A 22,317-nucleotide genomic window follows, 5' to 3' on the forward strand; every position below is an offset into this window, starting at 1 on the left:
GATGAAAAAATGGATATTCAAGTCGTCCTATTATGGAGATGATCAGAATTAAAATAGTCAATAAAATTGACAGTGAATATCATTTTCATTTATTATGAAATCGTCACATGTAATTGGACATGATTTTTGTGAAAAAGTTTACTTTTTTATTAATATAATAGATTTCTATTAAGGTGTCCCATTTAAGAATTTAAACGTAGGAAAGGGTAATATAAAAATGAACTGGAAAAAAGGCGGATTATGGATTATTATTTTTTTCATTGTAAAAGGTACGATTTCTACACTTTTAATAGTTACGGGTGCTAAATATTTTGATTTATCATTTATGCAACTTTTCATACTAATACTGATTTTATTACTGATTTCTCTCATAAGTCGAAAATTGCTTTATAGACATAAACAAAATAAAAAGCAAAAAGAGCTAAATATATAATGAAGCCCCAGAGATCTTTGGATTTCTGGGGTTTTACTTATTCAATAGTGAGTTTTGGGTCCGCAATACGAATGATACACTCCATCAGTTTTATTGGTTGTAAATCAAAAAATCATTGATTTTATTGAATAAATAGAAAACACTTTTCTTTTTCTTTTATTTCATTTAATATCAATAAGGGCACCAAAAAAATAGATAGAGGTGCTAAAATGTACGGTATTATTAATTACGAAGTGTTTTTACTAACAGGGATTTTATTAAATCTAATTCCTGGCGCAGACACCATGTATATTGTGGGGAGAAGTATTTCACAAGGTAGAAAAGCAGGTGTGTATTCTGTTTTTGGTATTATTACTGGTTCTTTAGTTCATACGTTATTGGTTGCTTTTGGTTTATCTATTATACTTACAAAATCCATTGTGTTATTTAACACCATTAAAGTTATAGGTGTTATCTATCTTGTATATTTAGGGATTAAAATGATACTTGATAAAACAAATGTAGCTTTCCAAGCTTCATCCAATAAATTGAACATTAGAAAGATATATTTACAAGGACTCTTAACAAGTCTCACGAATCCAAAAGTCTCTTTATTCTTTATTGCGTTTCTTCCGCAATTTATAGATACAAAAGCTTCAGGTCCTATGCCTTTTATCATTTTAGGAATTACTTTTACAGTAACTGGACTATTGTGGTGTTTATTTGTTGCTTATTTCTCTTCATATGTCACGAAAAAATTAAGAGGAAATCAAAAGGTAGGAATGATTCTAAATAAAGTAACTGGAATGATTTTTATTGGTATGGGGTTAAAGTTGCTTCAAATGAAGGCTCCTCAATAAACCTGAATCATATAAAAATGCCCCCTTTCAAGAAATGTTATCTTTGATTTAAGCTAATTTCTATATACTAAAAGCCCCTTCAAGTTGGAAGGGGCTTTTTGCTTGTTATTTTGGTTTATCTAAAAATTTATTTCATAGTGCAGGATCTATTTTAATTAATTGTCATGAATATATGTGCCCTCCAATGACAAGGTTAAATCTTTTCCAGCATTACATTTAGAAAACTAGAATAGAGGAATCTAGTTATACCAACTAAATGCAGTCTAAGACATTTTTTAACTGAACATTTGGGAAAGAATGTGTTTCTTAACTTAATAGCGATGGAGTAGCACCCCATACCCATCAAGCTGAAAAGGAAAAACACCTTATAACAAAAAAATTCTGCACCATTTAAACTCTGGTAACAATTCATATGATCAAGAATAATTGAGCTAACAGATTTCGTTAAGTTATTATAATATAAAAAAATTAAATTCACCTTCTGCAATCCATTCAAATGGCTCAATCTCCGCGTCTTTTGAATTCCCTGAAGTGCTAAACTTAAGCAAAATAATTAACTATCCCATGCAAGAAAGTTAGGCTAGTTAATCGCATATGTTTTATTGAAGGGATGTGATTGAATTATGGAACGGCCGAATTGGGGAATTGGAGGATTAGTATTCGTTGGCTGCATGTTTCTTGGCGGAGGAGTGGGATCTATATTAGGTGATACTCATGCTGGATGGCTAATAGGGATGGGTGCTGGATTTATTGGGATGGCTTTAACGAGACTGATCAGAAAGTAATATAACGGGATTCTTCTTCGGGTAAATAAGGAAATATGTATGTAAGTAATTCATGGTATAAGAGCTCTATAAATTATAGTTAGAAGCTTCTCTTTTCTAAATTTCTCCATACATAGATATGATTCTCAAATCGGAGGATGGCACCTTAGGGTGTTTTTTTTATGCTCTCTAAAAATGCTTTACCATATAATAGCCGAGTTAATTCAAATAATCAAGAATCATTGAGTTAATAGATTGCGATAATCTTTTTTGTAAAATAGATTTATTGCCGTTTCAGACCTATGTAGTCATTCATAACCTAACAGTAAAAGGGGGGATGATTCAAAGTATGGCGTTTCATGATGAATTAATTTGTCAACAGTTTGCAAGAATTATCGGTGGCCAAGAAGGATTCGCCGGTGGAAAATGCGTGGCAACAATAAATCGGGATGAAATACAAGCAACAATCTTAGGAAAACATTTTAGAGTAACAACTTCCTTCTCATTCGAATCACGAGATAATAAAACTGGACGAGCATTATGTCTAGGCCGGGTAGCGCTATTGCAAAGAGAGGTCAATGGATTTGTTGCTACAATTATTAAACAAGGAATAATCGTTTCATCTATACACAATGAGTGGTTATGTGATGATCCGAATTTGATTTACGTTAATATTGAAGACGTTGAGGATCCACTAACTTTCGCAAGGAAAGTTAGAAAAGCGTTATGCAATTAACAAGTTTCTTTCGTTAAATGTGTGATTTTGTTAATTAGAATATTTCGGATTGTTGAATGGTTTTATAAAGTGAAAGAAGACGTTCCATATTTGGAATGTCTTTTCTTGTTGTTTTTTCTAATGTGGGTTGTTACATTATTTTAATTGATTATATGCTACTTATTTTACAACAACAAGAACTGGATGAGGTATTAGAGGTGTGTCCTTCTTCATTTATTTTAGCTGGTATTGTACTTTTTATTATGTTTTGCCCAGATTCATTAAATATTTCAAAAAAGATTTGACTACTTTTCAAATAAATAAACGCTACAAAAAACCAGTTCTTTCGTAAAGGAACCGGTTTTTTGTAGCGTTTTGCTTAGCGTACGAAATTTGCGTTTTGTTGATGCAACCACACCTCTATCAAGTTATCACATACAAGGTAATAGATGTTTTTATAATTTGAAAGGAGAGGAAACGAACTTGGAGGGAGTACTAGAACCATACAATAAATACATTGAGGGGACATGTTTGAGCTATGGACCTATCCTCCCGTTCTAATTAACTAAAAGAAGAATTTTCCCATACCGATTAGACTACTAAGCATTCCGATTCCATTCATGGTGCCTTTTCCTACCGTCAATAAGTTTCCAAGCATTCCTGGTTGACCGTTACCTCCGTTATTTCCCCATCCCATGGGACTTATCTGTCCTCCCCATCCTGGAGAATTCCCCAAAATACCCCAGTTATTATTGGTATTAAAATGAAAAGGCTTGGCTGGCGGTGATAGTAAAGCGGCAATATGACCTTGTGCGAACATCCCTGTATGATTGAATGGTTGGGCCCAAGGGAAGGGAGGTTTTTGAAAATTAAAACCTGCATGGCCTGGTAATGGAGTCCAATTAGCAGGATGTCCTTGGGGCATCATCCCTGCATAATGGATTGGCTGACCCCAAGAGAAGGGAGGGGGCTCGTGATTGAAACCCGTATAATTGGCTGATGAATCCCAACCAAATGGATAGACTCGACAACTCCAATTCTTAGGAATCTTCAGACCATTCATTTCCTCAGCTTTAGTTATTTGGGGCTGTGAATATAATGATGACATTGAAATTTGGTTATTATATTGCTCACCGTTTCCCTCTGCATTCAAATACCAATATTGGTGCATAAGCTTATTCCCCTCACTTTAAAAATGTAATGTTAGACTTAGCCTATGTAATATTCCTTTTTATGGATGGTTACATAACTAGATTTACAAGCCCGTATTTAAAAGAATGGGTGTGTGGTCTTGTTGATTTATTCCGCTATTTGTGGGCAGTAAGACGCCGCCAACTCAAAATTCAGCGGAAGCAAAGAAGTTTGATGGGGGTTGGGCTGCCTGTAATAGTCCCACTAATTAAAGTTTCACTTTATTTTAGAAGGGTATTTTCAGTTGCTCCTTTTGTTTATTTTAGCCTAATGTAATTTCGGTTAACAAATGTATTTAAATATTCATTCAAAATCTTATTTAAATGTTTATAAAGGTTTAATCAATAAAAAAGATTTAAAAATGTTATGTTGAGTAATTAGAATTGCTAAAAAGAGAATATCCCTTCGAAGAGTTTGGCAAAATACTGCAAGGACAATGTATTCTTGTGCAGATATGCAAACGACTTAAACGAATTAATGGAATTTATAATGAAGGGGCAAATAAATATATGAGTGAAACATTACATAAAAGAAAACCACCATATTTAATGCTTGTAATCCTTTTTATTGGGGCATTTGTTTCATTTCTCAACAACTCGCTTTTAAATGTAGCCTTGCCATCAATAATGAAGGATTTAGACATTAAAGATTATTCAACGATCCAGTGGCTTTCTACAGGGTATATGCTTGTAAGTGGTATATTAATTCCGGCATCAGCATTTTTAATAACCCGCTTCTCCAATAGGAGCTTATTTATTACATCTATGGTGATTTTTATTCTTGGTACGGCCTTAGCGGCTTTAGCACCGAACTTTAGTTTATTACTTACTGGCCGGATGGTTCAAGCAGCAGGCTCTTCAGTCATGGGGCCTTTGTTAATGAATATTATGCTAGTAAGCTTTCCAAGAGAAAAAAGGGGAACAGCAATGGGGATTTTTGGATTAGTTATGATTACAGCTCCAGCAATTGGACCGACACTATCAGGTTATATTGTAGAGTATTATGACTGGCGTTTGCTTTTTGAAATGATTTTACCGTTAGCAATCATTAGCTTACTGTTAGGGATTTGGAAATCGGAGAATGTCATGAGACAAAACAAAAATGCAAAACTAGATTATCTTTCATTATTATTATCTTCTGTCGGTTTTGGCGGTTTGTTATATGGATTCAGTTCTGCAAGCTCCGACGGTTGGACGAATAAAGTTGTCTTAACGACCTTAATCATAGGCGCTATTTCCCTAATTACTTTCATTATCCGCCAATTAAAAATGAATGAACCGTTATTGGATTTACGTGTTTACAAGTACCCAATGTTTGCACTTGCATCTGTAATTGCAATTGTCAACGCAGTGGCCATGTTTTCGGGTATGATTTTAACACCAGCTTATGTACAAAACGTCCGCGGTATTTCGCCGCTGAGCTCTGGGCTGATGATGCTGCCAGGTGCGGTAATAATGGGGGTTATGTCACCAATTACAGGTAAACTATTTGATAAATATGGCCCTCGGATTCTTGGTATAGTAGGACTTTCCATTACAGCTGTTTCAACTTATATGCTGGCAAATCTGCAAATCGACTCTAGTCACACACATATTATTCTTATTTACACACTGCGGATGTTTGGGATGGCGATGGTGATGATGCCACTTATGACAAACGGCCTTAATCAATTGCCAACTCGCTTAAATCCGCACGGTACAGCTGTTAATAATACAGCCCAACAAGTGTCCGGTTCGATTGGTACTGCTATCCTTGTTACGATTATGAATTCTGTAACAAAAACAAAAGCTGAAAGTCTAATGGCTGATGTAGATCCAACAACCTTCACAGAAACTACGAAGGCAATATTAACTCAGAAGGCTTTATTATCCGGAATTCAATATTCGTTCTATGTAGCGCTTGGCATGAATATTGTTGCCCTACTATTAGTTTTTTTCGTTAAACGTGTAGATACAAGCGCGGAAGCTGTCGAGAGGTTAAATCGGTAGAGTAAAATAAAACTTTAGATCATGATTCCTATAAGTTTTTACTGTTTAGTTAGACTATGAAGAAATGCAAATTTCTGCTGCTAAGGCGCTGGTATTTAAATTTGGAAAAGAACCAGTGAAATAATTATATATAGTAAAAAGGATCTGATATTCATATCAGACCCTTTCAAATTGAAGACAAACACATTGTTCAATTAAATAATGTGTTTGTTTTTTTATCTATTTCTCTATCCTTCTCAACCTTGTTATTCGTTTTTTTTATTTTCACTCAATATTTTCTACATTTAAACACTTAGTTTCACAGTAATAGCCTTTGCCGCCAACATAAACTTTTTCTATTTCATTCTTGCTATTGGTTGCTAATTTAACTAATATTTCGGAAGGCGAGTGTAAAGAATAACCTTGTTCAAATACATAGACTTCTTTTTGCAAGTAGTGCTGTTCATAAAGGTAGCAAGCTAATGCACCGTTTGAAGTTCCAGTCGCTGCTTCTTCATTGATGTCGTATAGTGGAGCGAAATTTCTGCATATAATTCGATTGTCATTAAAAGTATATAGATGCATCCCGACAACATTATAATACTTGCTGATTTCTTTAATTTTTTCAAAATTAAGTTGCAGTGCATGTAATCGTGTTTCGCTTTTTATAGGAATTAAAATATCTTTTAAGCCCGTGGAGACAATCTGAATTGGATATGTATTGTCTATAGCTTTAATGTCAAAACAGTCGATGAACTCGTTTGGAGATACAACATCATAGAATATCGGTTTGTTTTGTTCCATGAATATCATGTCATCTTTTATAGTAATAGTAAGAACACCGCTGTTCGTTTCAATCGTATAGCGATTCCTGAAAAGTTTATTTAAATGCATCAGTATAGCGAAAGAGCCAATTGTGGCATGACCACATAAATCAACTTCTTCTTTTGGTGTAAAATACTCAAATTTATAATCAGCAATTTCAGATTCTGATATAAATGCGGTTTCCGCATAGCCCAGTTGTTTGGCTATTGCCATTTTTTGAGTAGTGGTCAATGTATTCTCAATAAATACCACTCCTGCTTTATTTCCGCCTTTATGATCCTTGCTAAATGCACTTGCAACATAAACGGATATTTTCATAAGACACCTGCCTTCCTCACTCACTTATAGTAAATTGTAGCATAGAAAGCACTACGTATAAATGTTGTTGGATAAATTTGCTATAAAGCAAGAGACAAACTATTTTTTAGCATCTGAACTCTCCAAAAATAGTTTGTCTATAGTCTAAAAGGATCTGATATTCATATCAGATCCTTTTTACTAGTCAAACAATTACTTGCTTATCGTATTTGTTTGAATGGACATTAGAAACTATGGGCTTTCCAAATACTACAATCTTAAGCTCGTCAACTTCTTTGTTTTGGGTATTCGCTTTTCTTAGCTTGACGGATATGTAGTGCAACTGTAGCTGTAAAATAAAGTTTGATCAAAATATGTGGGGAGTTTTTAGGTTGAATTTGATTTATAAAAAAGATGAATCAAAATGAGCGTTTCATAAACAAATACAAGAGATGACATCCGTTTTGCAATTTCTCATAAACATTAATAATTTTAGATTATCTTTTAACACTAACATTATAATGCTCCAATTATAATAATTCGCTTCATTTTAATTTAGTATTTTCTCTGCAAGTTATAAATCTAATATCAACAAACAACTTAGATTACCAACCTTATAAGCAAAATCATAATCGTGAATAGTTAGGGAAAAGATAAAATAAGGTAATCAATTACATATCTTTATCCCAGGCGATTCATTGCTATCTTCTTTTTATTGAATGGGATATTTTATTTCATGCTTTTTTGAAAGGGTGTTTTTAATGGATAAAAAAGTATCTGCTATTCCTCAACCGAAAACATATGGATTGCTGGGGAATCTCCCATTAATCGATAAAGATAAACCGACCCTATCCTTTATCAAGATAGCGGAAGAGTATGGTCCCATTTTTCGAATTCAAACTTTAAGTGATGCCATCATTGTCGTTTCTGGACATGAACTGGTAGCAGAAGTCTGTGACGAAACACGGTTCGATAAAAGTATAGATGGTGCTTTAGCAAAAGTTCGTGCCTTTGCTGGGGACGGATTATTTACAAGTGAGACTGACGAGCCTAACTGGAAAAAAGCTCATAATATTTTGATGCCTACATTCAGTCAACGGGCAATGAAAGATTACCATGGCATGATGGTTGATATTGCCGTACAACTCGTTCAAAAATGGGCACGACTTAATCCAAATGAAAATGTGGATGTTCCGGAGGATATGACCCGCCTTACATTGGATACAATTGGTCTATGTGGTTTTAATTACCGATTTAATAGCTTTTATCGTGAGACCTCTCATCCTTTTATTACTAGCATGAGTCGTGCTTTAGATGAGGCGATGCACCAATTACAGAGACTGGATATAGAAGACAAACTCATGTGGAGAACGAAACGTCAATTTCAGCATGATATTCAATCTATGTTTTCTTTAGTAGATAATATTATTGCTGAACGTAAAAGTAGTGGAAATCAGGAAGAAAATGATTTACTTTCCCGTATGTTAAATGTGCAGGATCCGGAAACTGGTGAAAAATTAGATGATGAAAATATTCGTTTCCAAATTATCACTTTTTTAATAGCTGGGCATGAAACAACAAGTGGATTATTATCTTTTGCAATCTATTTTTTATTAAAGAATCCAGATAAATTGAAAAAAGCCTATGAAGAAGTAGATCGGGTTTTAACAGATCCCACTCCAACATACCAACAAGTTATGAAACTAAAGTATATCCGGATGATTTTAAATGAATCGCTACGTCTATGGCCTACTGCTCCAGCATTCAGTCTCTATGCAAAAGAGGATACAGTGATTGGTGGGAAATATCCAATTAAGAAAGGAGAAGATCGTATTTCTGTTCTTATTCCACAGCTACATAGGGATAAAGACGCGTGGGGAGACAATGTGGAAGAATTCCAACCTGAACGATTTGAAGAGCTGGATAAGGTTCCTCATCATGCTTATAAGCCATTTGGAAATGGTCAACGAGCATGTATCGGTATGCAGTTTGCACTTCATGAAGCCACACTCGTAATGGGAATGCTTCTTCAACATTTTGAATTCATCGATTATCAAGACTATCAGCTGGACGTAAAACAAACATTAACGCTAAAGCCTGGTGATTTTAAAATTAGGATTCTACCCCGAAATCAAACTATTAGCCATACTACTGTTCTTGCGCCTATAGAGGAGAAACTGAAAAACGATGAAATCGAACAGCAAGTTCAGAAGACTCCTTCTATTATTGGAGCCGACAATCTTTCGCTTCTTGTTTTGTATGGCTCGGATACAGGGGTAGCAGAAGGTATTGCAAGAGAATTAGCAGATACGGCTAGTTTAGAAGGTGTTCAAACGGAAGTGGTAGCTCTTAACGATCGAATTGGAAGTCTGCCAAAAGAAGGAGGGGTTCTTATTGTAACTTCTTCTTATAATGGAAAACCACCAAGTAATGCAGGGCAGTTTGTGCAATGGTTGGAGGAATTAAAAGCGGATGAGCTAAAAGGTGTTCAATATGCAGTGTTTGGTTGCGGAGATCATAATTGGGCTAGTACTTATCAGCGAATTCCAAGATACATTGATGAGCAAATGGCTCAAAAAGGAGCAACAAGATTTTCTACACGTGGAGAAGCGGATGCAAGTGGTGATTTCGAGGAACAACTCGAGCAATGGAAACAAAGCATGTGGTCTGATGCGATGAAGGCATTTGGATTGGAACTTAACAAAAACATTGAGAAAGAACGTAGTACATTAAGTTTACAATTTGTTAGTCGTCTTGGAGGATCTCCTCTTGCGCGAACATATGAAGCAGTTTATGCATCTATACTAGAAAATCGTGAACTTCAATCATCTAGCAGTGAAAGAAGCACGCGACATATTGAGATATCCTTGCCAGAAGGCGCTACGTATCAAGAAGGTGACCACCTTGGGGTGCTGCCAATTAATAGTGAGAAAAATGTCAACCGAATTTTAAAACGCTTCGGATTAAACGGGAAAGATCAAGTCATACTGAGCGCAAGTGGACGCAGTGTAAATCACATACCTTTAGACAGTCCTGTTAGTTTATTTGACCTTCTTAGTTATAGTGTAGAAGTTCAAGAAGCAGCCACTCGAGCACAAATACGAGAAATGGTGACATTTACAGCATGCCCTCCTCATAAAAAGGAATTGGAATCATTATTGGAAGAGGGAGTTTATCATGAGCAAATATTAAAGAAACGTATATCAATGTTGGATCTTCTTGAAAAGTATGAGGCTTGTGAAATCCGATTTGAACGCTTTTTAGAACTTCTTCCTGCGCTCAAACCGCGTTACTATTCTATTTCAAGCTCTCCACTCGTTGCACAGGATCGTCTGAGCATTACGGTTGGTGTTGTTAATGCACCTGCATGGAGTGGGGGAGGGACATATGAAGGAGTCGCTTCTAATTATTTAGCTCAGCGTCATAATAAAGATGAGATTATCTGTTTCATTCGAACGCCACAATCAAACTTTCAATTACCTGAAAATCCAGAAACACCAATTATCATGGTTGGACCAGGTACTGGAATTGCACCATTCCGTGGATTCTTACAAGCGCGTCGTGTTCAAAAGCAAAAAGGTATTAACTTAGGAGAAGCACATCTATATTTTGGTTGTCGTCATCCTGAACAGGATTATCTTTATCGTACAGAACTAGAAAATGATGAAAGAGATGGATTAATCTCTTTACACACAGCTTTTTCTCGCCTAGAAGGATATCCTAAAACATATGTACAGCATTTAATAAAACAAGATAGAATCAATTTAATTTCGTTATTAGATAATGGAGCTCATCTTTACATATGTGGTGATGGAAGTAAAATGGCTCCTGATGTAGAAGACACCCTTTGTCAAGCATATCAAGAAATTCATGAAGTCAGTGAACAAGAAGCAAGGAATTGGTTGGATCGTGTGCAAGATGAAGGGCGATATGGAAAAGATGTTTGGGCTGGTATTTGAATTTTTCTTAATTAGATAAGTAATATGTAACTAATGAACTTCTTTCGAATCAGTGTTAATTTTAAAAATAAACTTATTTATAAAAATCCCGTATTTTTATTGAATACGGGATTTTCTTATTTTTAATAAGCTGGACTGATACTGTAGAAAAAGAAAAAATATCATATGAAATCAAAGCTATATAATCTTAGCTTAATGGGCAAGGTGTTAACCAATTTCTTGACGCAATTTGAAATTTAAAATAAACCTTTGCACACTGGCTGAACAGTTTTTAGGACAGTGTCAAATCGCTGGGGGAATTTATCAAATTAAGTATACCTTCTATAACGTATGGGATGAACTCAGAGTCAGATTTGAATCACGGTGGACGTTACTAAATTACTCGCGTACCTTAACGTGTATTTTGAGTGTGTCGGCACTATTAGTAGCGTTGCACATTCATTATATGTTTTGATTCTACTGCCTCTTTTAGTGTATAGGGGTATCGCCACATACCCATCAAGCTAAGATTTTAAAGTACCTCCAGAACGAGATTTTGTGTTTACTTGTAACAAAAAAGCTCATTTTATGTCTAGGATGGGTAGCGCTCTTACAAAAAGAAGTCAGAAGAACGTTATGCAATTAACCAATTTTTTTAGTTAAATGAGTGATTGTATTGATTAGAATATTTCAGATTGTTGAATGGTATACTTGGAAAATGGATTTAAGTAGATGGTTTTGTAAAATCTCATATATAGCTAAAAAGAGTAACTCCATTTTAATCGCCTTTTTTCAAAATGGAGTTTTGTATTTACTTTTAAATAAGGACTGAAGAGAGCTTTTTAATCAATCTTTATTCTAAATCGAAAACCGAGCATACATTATGCTCGGTTTTCAATTGGTAGTTTAAATGTAAAAGTACTGCCTTCTCCTAATTCACTTTCAACAGTAATTTCTCCTCCGTGTAGTTCGACAATCCATTTTACCATCGACAATCCTAAACCTGTATTTCCAATGTTTGAAGATGTTCGTGCTGCGTCAACTCGATAGAAGCGGTCCCATATTTTCGCAATATGTTGCTCGCTGATGCCTATGCCGTTATCGGAGACTTTACCTATTATGTTGGTTTCATCACGGAACAGTTGCATATTCACAATGCCGTTCGCTTTGCTATAAGCAATTGCATTCGTTAGTAAATTCATTAATAAACGCATCATCAATGTTTGATCTGCTTTAATGAACAGGTTTTCCTCTATATTAGTTGTTATATCAATCGAAGCTTCTTGAACCATTAATGAAAGCTCTTCTACAACGATTTCCGTTAATTCACTCATATTGATACATTCAAATTGAAAAGTACTATGCTCTCCTTGGTCAACTCTTGCTAATAATAAGAGTTGTGAGATTAACGCGGACATTTTACGTGATTGCTTTAAAATTACTTCTAACGATTCTTCCATTTCTTTCGGAGTATTCCTCTGCGATAAAGCGTATTCGCATTGCGAAATAATAACAGATGTTGGTGTTCTTAATTCATGAGATGCGTCAGATGTAAATTGTTTTTCACTTTCGAATGATGTCTCCAATCGTTCAAACATTTTGTCAAAGGTTTGTGCTAAATGATACATTTCGTCTTTTGGTGAACCTTGTAAATTAATTCTCTTCGATAGATCTTTACCATCACCAATTTCACTGGCTGAATCACTCATTTGTTGCACAGGTCGAAACGCTCTTTGCGTAATAAAATATCCTCCCACTGCCGCAATGAGAATAAGCAATGGAAATGAGATGAGTGTTACCACAATAAGCGTATTCATGGTCGATGATAATTGATTCATGGTCATTATGCCACGAACCCAGATTTGCTCATCGCCGCCTATATTATGGAGAAAATCATATACTATCCATTCCTTATTACCGTCTTTAATGGTTTGTATTTCATCGGATTTAAGCGATACCTTTTTATTAAAGGTTGTTGGATTATGTCCTGCCAGCAGCTCACCTTGTTTACTATAAATGATGATATTTACTCCATCTTCTAAGGCTTCAAATTCATCGTCAATCTTTAACTGTCCATGCTTATATTCGATATCTTCAATGCTTTCTTTTACTGTGCTCTTCAATTGATTTTTCATATTAAAGAGCAAAACTTTATCTGAAGAAGTTAAAATAAAAGCTAACACGAGTGCCATAATAATTACAACTAGCCCCGTATACCATAGGGTCACTCTCATTTTTATTGATAGTCTTTTCATGATTCTACTCGCAATACGTAACCAGTTCCTCGTACTGTATGAATTAACTTCGTTTCAAACTGGCTATCAATTTTTTTGCGAAGATAGCGGACGTAAACATCAATAATATTCGAGCCACCTTCATAGTCGTAATTCCACACATGTTGCTCAATTTTATCTCGTGACAACACAACTTCTTTATTACGAATCATATATTCTAAAATAGCAAATTCTTTACTGGAAAGATTGATAACTCGGTTTCCTCTTGTTACTTTATGCATATTGCAATCCACCACTAGGTCAGCGATTTCAAACACATTAGATGTATTTCCTGTTTTTCTTCGCATCAACACTCGAATTCTTGCTAACAGTTCGTCAAAAGCAAACGGCTTTACTAAATAATCGTCCGCACCTAAGTCGAGTCCTTTTACGCGATCATTAATTGTATCTTTAGCTGTAAGAAGCAAGACAGGAGTTGTATTATTGTCCGCGCGTAATCTTTGTAATACTTGTAAACCATCTATTCCGGGAATCATAATGTCAAGCACAATCAAATCATAGGTAGCCATGCTTATATAATCTAAGGCATCTTCGCCATTCCCACATCCATCGACACTATAATATTCTGCATTTAATCGTTTTACTAATATATTTTGTAAGTCTTCTTCATCTTCGACAATAAGAACTCGCATTAACATTCTCCTTTTCTTCTTATTTATATGTATCACTATAATTCCAAAACATTAAAGAAAGATTAGAAACTATTTAATTATATCATTTTATTTTTTTGCACATTAATCTTCCTTTAATGTTTGTTCAGTAATATAAAGACATGGATAAGGTGCACATGTAAAGGGAGGAGAACATAATGGGAAAATGGATGATGATTGGAGCAATGTCTTGTTTATTCTTAACAGCTTGTTCGACTCAAGCTGATAACGATACAGAAGTACAACAACTGAAAGTAGAAAACGATAAATCACAAAAAGAAGGTGCTCAACTACAACAAGAACCAGACAAAACAGGGCCTGCTATGAATGATACTAAGCAAACACAAGATTTTAAAAATGAAGTCACATCTATTGTAGAAAAGGCAAATAACACGAAACCAGTTGGAGCAAAAGAAGATAACTTAAATACGTACTTAGCAGCAAAAAAAGAAATTGACCAATTAGATGACAAGATAGATCTATCTGATGATCAGCTAGAAGCAGATTTTCACGCTGGAACGATAACTGTTGAACAATATCAAATACAAGAAAGAGAACACGATATACTTGAAGATCAATTAGAGCAAGCAGAAAATGCACTTGAAGTAAGATTTGGAATAGATGATTAATCATTAAGGAGTGGATGAAAATGTTAAAACATAAAAAGAAAATAATTATAAGTGTAATTGCTATTTTAGTAAGTGGTATTGCTATTGTTGGTGGATATTATGGTATGGGTTACAATTATGCCAAAAAGAATGAAAACTACACAGAGAAACAAGTTCGTGAAATTTCTTTAGCTCATACAAATGGCGAAATTATGAATGTGAAAAAAGAATTCGAATTAGAAGATGACAACTTAGCACAATCTAAATTTGAATATGAATTGGAAATCAAGACACCTGATAATCTGTTAAATATTTTAAAGGTTAGTGCTAGAACAGGCACAATAGAAATCGATAAGGAAGATTAAAAAAATATCGAGAAATAAAATATTACGTATTTGAAAAAATCGAATAAGCTGTCCATATGGACAGCTTATTTACATAATTCTCATTATCAGTAGTCAATGATGCATAAAGTTTTCGTTCTGGGAGTAATTAAAAATCTTAGGTTGATGGCGCTACCCCATCGCCATCAACCTAAAGAATCATAATCTCCCCATAACTAAAATTCTATTGACTATTGATAATGATATGTTAACTTCACATGAATATGGTATACAATAAATTAGAGGTGAAAATTATGAATCGAGAACAAGCCATTCAAATACTTAAAAAATACTCTCCTATGCCTGATGACGAGGATTTAACTGAAGAAATGATAGATGAATACGCAAGTGCAATTACATATTTTGAAGAGAATCCACATCCAAGTTGTATAGAGCCTATTATGATGACCTTTAGTTTAGATGATTGTTATGGTGTATATGACCATGCAACAGGTGTATTATGTGAGTTTAATAATGATGAGATAGTTCCACACCTAATTAGAACTATACAAGATAAACATGAAGGTAGAAGGTACTGGGGAACAGAATTAGCTAAATTCTTTCCGGATGTAAGATTAGTTAGCTCTTTATTGACTTGTATTGAAGATCCAAACGATGAAATTCGAGAATATGTAGCTTACGCATTAAGTAAGATTGGTGATAAGTCAGTTTTGCCTGTATTACATAATAGATTACTAAAGGAACACAATGAAGATGTCTGTGAAGAATTAAAACAAGCCATCTCAAAACTAGAAAGGCTTAAATAAAGGTAATAGAAATAAATATTAAACGGCTATATGGAGAGGCCATTGCATCGCTATAAAGCTAAGGTTTTGCACTATTCACAAAGTAAAAAAGACGCTATCCTTTCTGTAAAATCATAGGAAAGGATGGCGTTTCTTTATGAATATTTCGATTCAAAGTGAACTTCAACTGATTGCTAAAGAATTACAACGACATATGTCTCCTCACGTTATAGAACACCTAGAGTGTCATTTATATGGGCAACTCATAAGTATTTTACTCTGTTCATCGACGATGTTCAAAATGCGTCAGTTACTCTTGGATAAGAAAAAGAAAGAGCCAAGTGAATGCAAATCCATCTATATGATAAAGAATTATTATCTATTGTTTTATGAAGGGTTACAAAAAGACATCCATGAATTATCAAAAGTTTTACTGTGTTTGTTTTATCTTTTAGAAAAAAACGGGAGAAAATCATCCCTACATAAGCATCTGTTATTTCATAAGTTTGTCCTGGCTGCATGGAATTCATCAACTTCTCCATATCTAACTGAATGTATTGTGTACCTTTCTTTATTCTTCCATCTTGAAAGTAGCCTGGATTGAGATTTTTCTGATAAATATGTGTATTGGATTTAATACGAGAGATATAATAGGCTTTCTTATCATGTATATGTTGAAGATTTTTGAGATGAAAATAACCTAAATCTCGGATACACAGGTCATTTGCTTTCACTGTCGGAACGCACGAAGAACCGTAGGTTCGATCATGTTGTTTACCTGGTCCTGTATGAGAAGGAACTGTCCACTTAAAAGGTCATATTCAAGTTGGATTTTCACGCCAGCCTTATGAATGTACCAATAGATGTTAGTGCAGCAAAATAAATTGTGTTATGATATGAGCAAATATAAAGCTATCTAACGGAGGGATTCACATGCCGCATGTTGTGTTTCGTGGAATTACTACTGAACAATTAAAAAGCATAAGCAAGCCATTAGTAGAAGAGCTCGCAGATATCTGTGAGTGTGGTACGGATAATTTCACCTTGGAACTACCAAGTTCTACGTTTGTATTCAATGGAGAAGAAATAGAAGCGTTTCCTCTTATTGAAGTGAAATGGTTCGAGCGTGGACAGGAAATTCGTGATCGAGTTGCCAAGGCCATTACTACATATGTAATGGATTTTGGACTTCCAGAAGTAGAGGTTGTATTTACGGTTTTCACAGAATCAGCGTATTATATTAACGGGAAGCATTGTGCAAGTTAGAGCTATTTGAAAGATTTTTATAACATTTATAAGGGGTAGAACTACATTGCTATCAAGCTAAGTAAAGCAAATATCCAAAAACAAAAAAATGAACTCAATTCTCATAGACAACTAACTTTGAAGAGATAAAATTTTTGTTTTTGGGGACATCAAAATATTAGCTTAATGGATATGTGGCGCTACCCCATTAAGAAAAGAAATAGGAGAGAATATCCTATTTCTTTTTATTTCTATAATAAAATATAACTGCTAAATCCAAAGTAATGATAATAATTAGAAGTAATACTTCTATAAGCGCATCAGTTTTTCCATGTTGTAAAGACTGTATAAAGAAATCCCATTCTGTTTCATAGGGAGGCTCTGCCCAATTTCGTTGCATTCCTAAAACTATTCCATTTATGAAAAAGATAATACTTAATAGGATTCTTCCAACAAACACGGCAGCCACTTTTATATTCCAGCGCTTTATCTTAATTACATACAGGATTGGAAATAGAATAAGTATCCAAAAAACAATAATATAGATTGTATTTATCATTCTTTACTCCTAATAAAATGATTGTTTTTTAATCTGGGTGATTCTTCGGGTTGAAGATATGTTTCATTGTTACTAGTTAAAAACAAGGGCCGGAATTCCGGCTCCTTTTCTATCCTAAGGTCTTACTTTATCCCGCATTAACGGGCAGTAAGACCCCACCTCAAAATCCAGAGGAAGCACAGAAGTTAGGTGGGGATCAACTGCCCGTAAAAGCCCGATTGGTTCAACTAATAATCAGTGGGGGATGAACAAAACCCCACTGATTAAAGTTTCACTTTATCTCTCCGTTTCAAAAAACTCAATCCACTCTCCGTCAGGGCCAGCGAAGAATATGTAACGTGTTCCATCTGGTAATGTTTCAATTTCTTCTCCTAGTAGAAAGGTTACTTTTTGTTTCTTTAGTCTTTCGATTTCATCCTCTAATGAATCCACTTTAAAGCAAATGTGATGTACTTTTCCTTCTGCCGGAAGAGAAGAGTTATAACCTTCAATGAGTTCGAGTATCGTTTCCTTCGATTCTTCTACACCTAAAAAAGCGAGTTTTAAGTCTGGATTCGGGTGCCCCATACGTTTAATGAGCTGTAAGCCAACTACTTCTTCATAAAATGAAATAGATGTTTCTAAGTTTGCAACCATAAGTCCAACGTGTTCTATTCTTCTAACTGGCATGTAGATTCCTTCTTTCTGAAAATTATATGCAATATGTTATTGAAAATTAAGAAAATAAGCAAGATAAAAACCTTACAAATTTTAGCGTGTTATATGGTATAGTGAGAAAGTATGTTTGGGGAGAAGGAAGGAGATTATACGATGAATACACCTACTCAAACTCCTTCATTATCGGCAACGATGAAAGAGTGGCATTATGCATTAGCGTATGAAATTAAACATTGGAAAACGATAGGTGGTAGTAAAATCTCTATCATGAACGGTCGTTTTTTATATACAGATTATGAAAGTACAGTATACGTATTTCAGCTTATATCGGAAGTAAGTTTACCTGAAGGTTCACCAATTCGAATTGAGTTCGATGGTGAGGAAGCGACGGGAGAAGTATTATCCGTACATGGATTAGAAATCGAATTGAAGTTAAATGATTATATACAAGGCGAAATACGAGAAGCCGTTTTATACAGTGAACCGTGGCAATTGTTAGAGCAACTGCAAGAGCGATTGAAAGAGGCACATAAAGATAAGCTGAAACGTAATCGTATAAAGCGTCTTGTTGATGGGACGAGTAGTCCAAAGCATATTGAGAAGATGAAAAATCCGAAAAATGAATTGGCGTATCGTTCATTTTACAATCCGACAACGTACGTGTGGGGACCACCAGGAACAGGGAAGTCTTACAATTTATCACGTATTATTTCGGCGCATTATCAAAAAGGAAAATCGGTACTTGTGTTAGCTCATAGTAATGCAGCAGTAGATGTATTAATGAGCGAAGTAACGAAGCAAATTGAAAAGAAAAAGAAATGGACACCTGGTGAAATCGTTCGTTACGGTTATAGTCAACATGAGCATATACGAAATCATGAAACGTTACTTACGTCGAAGTTAGTTGAAACGACGAATGGATCATGGGGTGAGGAAAGACTCTATTTAGAGGAAACACGCCAAGATCTTCGTGAAAAGATTTTATCATATAAAGCGACTTCTGCTGATAAGAAGCGTATACAAGAGATTGAAAGTGATCTTCGAAAGCAAAAAGCGAAAATTAAAGAAGTAGAAAAAGAATACATTGAAAATGCGAAAGTAATCGGCGCAACTTTATCGAAATGTGCCATTGATTCACTTATTTATGAGCGTACATTTGATTTAGTTGTAGTAGATGAAGTAAGTATGGCTTATGTTCCGCAAATCGCATTAGCTGCTTCGCTTGGGAAACGTATTGTCGTTTGTGGTGATTTTTTACAGTTACCTCCAATTGCGATGGCAAACCATGAACTCGTTCGAAAATGGCTCGGCGAAGATATGTTTTATCACGCAGGGATTGTTGAGTCTGTAAATAAATCAGAAGCACATCCCAACCTTTTTATGCTGCAGGAACAAAGACGTATGCATGCGGATATATCGAAGTTTACGAATTCATTTATTTATAAAAACAGAGTATACGATCATCCATCTGTTTCAGAGCGTAAAGAACTTGCGCAATTGCAGCCGTTCGCAAATGAGGCGAGTGTTTTATTTGATACGAGCTTAATGGGAGCATTTTCGTTAAAAGACGCGGCTTCCGGTTCTCGTTTTAATATTATGTCTGGTTTAGTAGCGATGCAAATGATGTTAATCGGACTGTTAGATGGTGTTCAATCGATTGGTGTTGTTACACCTTACAGAGCACAGTCTCGCTTTTTATCAACGTGTATTAGAGAAATGCTGCAGAAAACGAAATATCAACACATACCAGTTTTAGCAGCAACAGTTCATAAGTTTCAAGGGTCTGAAAGAGATATGATGATCTTTGATACGGTTGATAGTTATCCGCAAGAACGTCCTGGTGTGTTATTCTTTGATCATAAAAACCATCGTCTCGTCAATGTAGCGGTTACGAGAGCGAGAGGGAAGTTCATTCAATTATCAGATTGCCACTACATGCGTAAGAATCTTTCGAGGAAACAAGCGTTATCACAATTAACAGCTCATATAGAACGTCACGGAGATGTGTATGATCGCACGACATCAAGACAATTGTGGGAGCGAAAAATCTCGAAACGTTTACGCTGGTTTATGGAAATGAATCTTGAAGAGCCGAAAGGGCTATTAAAAGATATATTAGCGGCAAAACGAAAAATTATCATTTCCCTTCCAAGTACAAGGCAAGTTGATAAACGAGTATGGCAAGCGTTAATGCGTACAAATGCACAAGTAACGGTATATAGTGACGGACCAGTTCCATTAAAGAATGTAAAGTTACAAAGGCAAAACAAAGCGTTCCCATTTATAGTAATCGATGATGAAATCTTTTGGGCAGGGGCACCTCTCACATCTCAAATGATGTTTGAAGGTAGTACGGAATTTCCGTACATATGTGCAAGACTGCAAGCACCGGAAACAATTGGTGTATTAAAAGGATTTTTAGATATTCGGTAAATTCGGATAGGAATTCCTTGACTTTTATTCGGAATGAATTTAGAATGAAAATAATTTAATATAATTTTATGAAAATTCTTATCACGAGAGGTTGAGGGACTGGCCCTATGACACCTCGGCAGCGGATTCTTTATGAATACTGTGCCAATTCCAGCAAGGTAACTTGAAAGATAAGAAAGAAGCTCATTTTGACTGTATATACAGAAGCCTCTTTCTATCTTTTAGAAAGAGGCTTTTTTACGTGAAAATAAAAGGAGGAAGAAAAATGGGAGCGACTGGAGTAACGTCACAAAGAAAAACAATTGAAGAGAGTATAGAAAGAAGTAAGGAAAAGTACATAGAAACAAGTCATAATATTCATGCGAATCCGGAGATTGGTAACCAAGAATTTTACGCATCAAGAACGTTAAGTTTGCTGCTAGGAAGTGCAGGATTCCAATTACAGCACAATATAGCTGGACATGAAACAGGTTTTATCGCGCGAAAAAGTTCAGGAAAACAAGGGCCGGTCATCGCATTTTTAGCGGAGTATGATGCTTTACCAGGACTTGGTCATGCATGTGGTCACAATTTAATTGGAACAATTAGCGTTGCAGCAGCAATCGCGTTATCAGAAACGCTTGAGGAAATCGGCGGAGAAGTTGTCGTGTTCGGAACACCGGCAGAAGAGGGTGGGCCAAATGGTAGCGCCAAAGCAAGTTATGTAAAGGCTGGTTTATTTAAAAATATTGATGCGGCGCTTATGATTCATCCGAGCGGAAAAACAGCTCCAACGAGCCCATCACTAGCGGTCGATCCACTTGATTTTCATTTTTACGGAAAAACAGCTCATGCAGCAGCTTCACCAGAAGAAGGAATTAACGCATTAGATGCGATTATCCAGCTGTATAACAGTATTAATGCACTTCGCCAACAACTTCCGTCAGATGTGAAAATTCACGGAATCATTACAGAAGGCGGCAAAGCACCTAATATTATTCCAGACTACGCATCAGCAAGGTTCTTCATCCGCGCAGCAACGCGAAAAAGATGTGCGGAAGTAACAGAAAAAGTAAGAAACATCGCAGAGGGAGCAGCGTTAGCAACAGGCACAAAAGTAAAAATTCATCAATTCCAAAATGAAATTGATGAATTGCTCGTGACAAAAACATTTAATGACGTCGTAGCCGAAGAACTAGAACTATTAGGTGAAGATGTAAACCGTAAAGAAAGAGTAGGAATCGGCTCAACGGATGCAGGAAACGTAAGTCAAGTCGTACCGACAATTCATCCGTACATTAAAATCGGACCAGATAACTTAATTGCACATACGAATGAATTTAGAGAAGCAGCACGTTCAGAACTTGGAGATAAAGCGTTAATTACATCGGCAAAAGCACTAGCAAATACAGCGTATCGATTAATTACGGAAGAAGGGTTGTTAGAGAAGGTGAAGGAGGAGTTTAGAGAGGAACAGCGGAATCAGGGATAGGTGGTTAAAGGGAGTGGGTTTTTCATTTCGTAAAACATATGTACAATGCAAAAAGGCGACTTTTCGTTCAAACTTGAACGGAAAGTCGCCTTTTTCTTATACTTTTTTACCTTGTTTCTTTCATTAAGGTCATGATTCGTTTTAAATTAACTGCGAATATGACCATAGCCCATTGTATTTGCATACAAATCATACCCGAGGAAGATGCCACATCATACCCGTGTCTATGCTTTAGCTCGCTATTTTTCGCCTCGATTTAGCCAATAAGACTCCTTCCTCAAGGAACTTGAAGGGTCACAGCC

18 protein-coding genes, 3 pseudogenes and 1 riboswitch are annotated in these 22,317 nt (G+C 35.5%); of the genes and pseudogenes, 13 read left to right on the top strand and 8 right to left on the bottom strand.

Going from position 1 to position 22,317, the window contains the following annotated elements:
- Positions 1-217: 217 nt before the first annotated feature.
- From Q3V31_RS11210 to Q3V31_RS11225, 4 genes are all read left to right on the top strand, one after another.
- Positions 218-433 carry a hypothetical protein gene (locus Q3V31_RS11210; protein ID WP_001104090.1) on the top strand — a complete coding sequence of 72 codons (216 nt, stop codon included), beginning with the start codon at positions 218-220 and terminating at the stop codon, positions 431-433.
- 209 nt (positions 434-642) lie between these two features.
- Positions 643-1,272, top strand: coding sequence for a LysE family translocator (locus Q3V31_RS11215; RefSeq protein ID WP_329765097.1), 630 nt, complete (start codon positions 643-645; stop codon positions 1,270-1,272).
- A gap of 623 nt (positions 1,273-1,895) precedes the next feature.
- The gene (locus Q3V31_RS11220; protein WP_000441003.1) at positions 1,896-2,057 is read left to right on the top strand and encodes a hypothetical protein; all 162 of its coding nucleotides are present in this window, start codon (positions 1,896-1,898) and stop codon (positions 2,055-2,057) included.
- 328 nt (positions 2,058-2,385) lie between these two features.
- Positions 2,386-2,772 (top strand): DUF1259 domain-containing protein, encoded by a 387-nt coding sequence (locus Q3V31_RS11225; protein WP_002094508.1) that lies wholly within the window; start codon positions 2,386-2,388, stop codon positions 2,770-2,772.
- A gap of 544 nt (positions 2,773-3,316) precedes the next feature.
- Here Q3V31_RS11225 and Q3V31_RS11230 read toward each other — a convergent pair.
- On the bottom strand, positions 3,317-3,922 hold the full coding sequence (locus Q3V31_RS11230; RefSeq protein ID WP_329765099.1) for a hypothetical protein: 606 nt from the start codon (positions 3,920-3,922) through the stop codon (positions 3,317-3,319).
- A gap of 529 nt (positions 3,923-4,451) precedes the next feature.
- On the opposite strand from Q3V31_RS11230, the gene Q3V31_RS11235 reads away from it, so the two are divergent.
- Positions 4,452-5,930 carry a DHA2 family efflux MFS transporter permease subunit gene (locus tag Q3V31_RS11235; RefSeq protein ID WP_071735345.1) on the top strand — a complete coding sequence of 493 codons (1,479 nt, stop codon included), beginning with the start codon at positions 4,452-4,454 and terminating at the stop codon, positions 5,928-5,930.
- Between the two features lie 264 nt (positions 5,931-6,194).
- On the opposite strand, the gene Q3V31_RS11240 is transcribed toward Q3V31_RS11235, so the two are convergent.
- Positions 6,195-7,052 carry a PhzF family phenazine biosynthesis protein gene (locus Q3V31_RS11240; protein WP_000704314.1) on the bottom strand — a complete coding sequence of 286 codons (858 nt, stop codon included), beginning with the start codon at positions 7,050-7,052 and terminating at the stop codon, positions 6,195-6,197.
- 740 nt (positions 7,053-7,792) lie between these two features.
- Here Q3V31_RS11240 and cypD point away from each other — a divergent pair.
- A complete protein-coding gene (cypD, locus tag Q3V31_RS11245; protein WP_329765101.1) occupies positions 7,793-10,990 on the top strand; it encodes a bifunctional P-450/NADPH--P450 reductase in 3,198 nt (1,065 codons plus the stop codon).
- An 860-nt stretch (positions 10,991-11,850) separates the two neighbouring features.
- On the opposite strand, the gene Q3V31_RS11250 is transcribed toward cypD, so the two are convergent.
- Positions 11,851-13,224 (bottom strand): sensor histidine kinase, encoded by a 1,374-nt coding sequence (locus tag Q3V31_RS11250; RefSeq protein WP_329765102.1) that lies wholly within the window; start codon positions 13,222-13,224, stop codon positions 11,851-11,853.
- Complete coding sequence (locus tag Q3V31_RS11255; protein ID WP_329765103.1) at positions 13,221-13,895, bottom strand: response regulator transcription factor; 675 nt, start codon at positions 13,893-13,895, stop codon at positions 13,221-13,223. The genes Q3V31_RS11250 and Q3V31_RS11255 overlap by 4 nt, the downstream gene beginning before the upstream one ends.
- 176 nt (positions 13,896-14,071) lie before the next feature.
- On the opposite strand from Q3V31_RS11255, the gene Q3V31_RS11260 reads away from it, so the two are divergent.
- The 4 genes and pseudogenes from Q3V31_RS11260 to Q3V31_RS11275 all read left to right on the top strand — a co-directional run.
- Complete coding sequence (locus tag Q3V31_RS11260; protein WP_329765104.1) at positions 14,072-14,542, top strand: hypothetical protein; 471 nt, start codon at positions 14,072-14,074, stop codon at positions 14,540-14,542.
- Positions 14,543-14,562: 20 nt separating this feature from the next.
- On the top strand, positions 14,563-14,886 hold the full coding sequence (locus Q3V31_RS11265; protein ID WP_242399078.1) for a PepSY domain-containing protein: 324 nt from the start codon (positions 14,563-14,565) through the stop codon (positions 14,884-14,886).
- Between the two features lie 272 nt (positions 14,887-15,158).
- Positions 15,159-15,671, top strand: coding sequence for a HEAT repeat domain-containing protein (locus Q3V31_RS11270; RefSeq protein WP_255260693.1), 513 nt, complete (start codon positions 15,159-15,161; stop codon positions 15,669-15,671).
- 211 nt (positions 15,672-15,882) lie between these two features.
- A pseudogene (locus Q3V31_RS11275) lies at positions 15,883-16,125 on the top strand (IS4 family transposase); the annotation flags it as partial.
- Here the strand turns inward: Q3V31_RS11275 and Q3V31_RS11280 are convergent.
- A pseudogene (locus Q3V31_RS11280) lies at positions 16,124-16,500 on the bottom strand (transposase); the annotation flags it as partial. The pseudogenes Q3V31_RS11275 and Q3V31_RS11280 sit on opposite strands and share 2 nt — an antisense overlap.
- An 83-nt stretch (positions 16,501-16,583) precedes the next feature.
- Here Q3V31_RS11280 and Q3V31_RS11285 point away from each other — a divergent pair.
- On the top strand, positions 16,584-16,916 hold the full coding sequence (locus Q3V31_RS11285; protein WP_001120971.1) for a DUF1904 family protein: 333 nt from the start codon (positions 16,584-16,586) through the stop codon (positions 16,914-16,916).
- Between the two features lie 214 nt (positions 16,917-17,130).
- On the opposite strand, the gene Q3V31_RS11290 is transcribed toward Q3V31_RS11285, so the two are convergent.
- Positions 17,131-17,454 carry a hypothetical protein gene (locus tag Q3V31_RS11290; RefSeq protein WP_000611118.1) on the bottom strand — a complete coding sequence of 108 codons (324 nt, stop codon included), beginning with the start codon at positions 17,452-17,454 and terminating at the stop codon, positions 17,131-17,133.
- Between the two features lie 276 nt (positions 17,455-17,730).
- On the bottom strand, positions 17,731-18,123 hold the full coding sequence (locus Q3V31_RS11295) for a VOC family protein (RefSeq protein WP_001145281.1): 393 nt from the start codon (positions 18,121-18,123) through the stop codon (positions 17,731-17,733).
- Between the two features lie 111 nt (positions 18,124-18,234).
- Here Q3V31_RS11295 and Q3V31_RS11300 point away from each other — a divergent pair, with 111 nt between their 5' ends.
- Both Q3V31_RS11300 and Q3V31_RS11305 read left to right on the top strand, forming a co-directional pair.
- The gene (locus Q3V31_RS11300; RefSeq protein ID WP_002076530.1) at positions 18,235-20,544 is read left to right on the top strand and encodes an AAA domain-containing protein; all 2,310 of its coding nucleotides are present in this window, start codon (positions 18,235-18,237) and stop codon (positions 20,542-20,544) included.
- Positions 20,545-20,619: 75 nt separating this feature from the next.
- Positions 20,620-20,721: riboswitch (SAM riboswitch) on the top strand.
- 88 nt (positions 20,722-20,809) lie between these two features.
- Entirely contained in the window at positions 20,810-22,015 is a 1,206-nt protein-coding gene (locus tag Q3V31_RS11305) for a M20 family metallopeptidase (RefSeq protein WP_000501384.1), read from the top strand.
- A gap of 106 nt (positions 22,016-22,121) precedes the next feature.
- On the opposite strand, the pseudogene Q3V31_RS11310 reads toward Q3V31_RS11305, so the two are convergent.
- A pseudogene (locus tag Q3V31_RS11310) lies at positions 22,122-22,271 on the bottom strand (IS5/IS1182 family transposase); the annotation flags it as partial.
- Between the last annotated feature and the right edge of the window lie 46 nt (positions 22,272-22,317).

It is taken from the genome of Bacillus nitratireducens (assembly GCF_036320425.1).
Taxonomy (GTDB): Bacteria; Bacillota; Bacilli; order Bacillales; family Bacillaceae_G; genus Bacillus_A; species Bacillus_A nitratireducens.